We start from the raw sequence: 1,669 nt of genomic DNA, 5'->3' as shown, positions 1-1,669 counted from the left end.
CCTCCCGATTATCGGCGCTGCATGGAACAGGCATCGGCGCTGTGGACATACATCATCGGCGTAGCGTGGAACAGTCACCGCTCAGGCGTACCGTACGCAGCTTTCGATCTGCAGCGGAATGGGTGGAAGCCGGGACTCCCGGCAAGACGCCAGCGCTCAAACCGCACGGCACTGCCGACAACGGACTACCCGACAACCCCAACGCGAAACCGCAACGTCTACAGAAGGATCGAGGGTTTGCAAGCTAATGTTGTACGGCCACAATTGCCCCATGAATTCAAAACGAGGCAGATAATCATTCAGTCGGGAGCCAACGTATGGCCACACGAGATGAAAACGGCAGAAGCGCTTGCGGCAGCCGGCCGCACCGTAGAATTCATTCGGCGAAGCGAGGAGCAGCGCACAACATCAGCCGATGCGATAATCGACGGCATCGTCTGGGAGATGAAAGCGCCAAAAGCATCGAACCTAAAGGCCATTGAGAAGAACCTTCGCAAAGCGCTCGACCAATCCAATTGCGTTATTCTCGATTCCCGCAGGATGAAGGGAATACCCGACCATGCTATCGAGCGCGAACTTCAAGCGTGCGCGGCCGGACGCATCAAGAATCTCAAGCGTCTGTTGTTCGTGAATCGTAAGGCGCAGGTCATTGACATCAAGTGAGTTTGGTGTAACATTCAAAACGCAAAGCGCCCGAATGGTGAGTCATCACCTGCCTCCGGCGCTTTATTTTTTGGGATACCCCGAATATCCCGAATACCAGAGCCCGGGTTTCCCCGATTTCACCCTGCGAATATGTCAACTAGACACTTAACAAGGTGATGCCTATGACCGTGCTTCGGCATCGCGGGCGGCCTCGCGGGGAGGCGCCTGAAGCTTTCGATCTGCGGCGGAATGGGTGGAAGCCAGATCTTCCAGCAAGATGCCAACGCTCAAACCGCACGGCACTGCCGACAACGAACTACCCGACAACTCCAACGCGAAACCGCAACGTTCCAAAGTATCCTTTGCGGGGAAAAGCCACAGATCCGGAAAGTAAGCGAGCCCCTACAGCTCGACCGAGAAGACCTCCGTCTGGTTGACCAGGTCCAGCTCAAGCTGCAGCGCAGCGATCTCGTCCGCGACGGCGCGGTAGTCCGCCTCTGCCTGGGCGACGTCGTAGTTCGCATACCGGTACTCGATGGGCCCGTTGCTGCTGCCGAAGTACCGGTTGCCCAGTCGCTCCTGGGGCTGCCGCGAGGCGAGCCCGTTCAGGCGCTCCTTGCGCCCCGACAGCTGCGCGAGCAGGATGAGGGCCTCATCGATGGTGATGCCCCGCTCGGGCAGAACCGTCTTCATGTTGAATCGGTGCAAGGCGTGACGAATGGCCCGCGCCTGCCCGTCGATCTGCGCGACCTTCTCGCGCACGGCCCCGTAGTCGTAGGCGGGAGGCTCGGCCGCCTCCCCTTCCGCGAGCACGTAGGTGCTCACCTCCTGCTCGGTCCGCAGGAGCCGATCTTTCTCATCCTGCAACCTCCGCAGGTACTTGTTGGCACTAGCCGATGTGAATTCCACACGACCACCTCTTTCTCTGAGTAGTAACCCTCTCCGGTACCAACAATCAGCAGAATCTGGTACCGCCAGTCAGCGGGCTTGGTACCCTGGGTAAGATAAATTGGTACCGCCGCCC

General features: G+C 58.8%; 2 protein-coding genes. One reads left to right on the top strand and one right to left on the bottom strand.

Features of this window, described 5'->3' with window-relative positions; genetic code table 11:
- The coding region (locus ACW4QM_RS11445) for a CdiA C-terminal domain-containing protein (RefSeq protein WP_455798471.1) at window positions 1-663 on the top strand (663 nt) is incomplete at its 5' end.
- A gap of 384 nt (window positions 664-1,047) precedes the next feature.
- On the opposite strand, the gene ACW4QM_RS11440 is transcribed toward ACW4QM_RS11445, so the two are convergent.
- The gene (locus tag ACW4QM_RS11440) at window positions 1,048-1,554 is read right to left on the bottom strand and encodes a hypothetical protein (RefSeq protein ID WP_161128379.1); all 507 of its coding nucleotides are present in this window, start codon (window positions 1,552-1,554) and stop codon (window positions 1,048-1,050) included.
- Window positions 1,555-1,669: the final 115 nt, after the last annotated feature.

This window comes from Adlercreutzia sp. CNCM I-6207 (assembly GCF_977072305.1).
The sequence above is the reverse complement of the archived record's forward strand: the minus strand, read 5'-3'. Positions and strand labels throughout refer to the sequence as shown.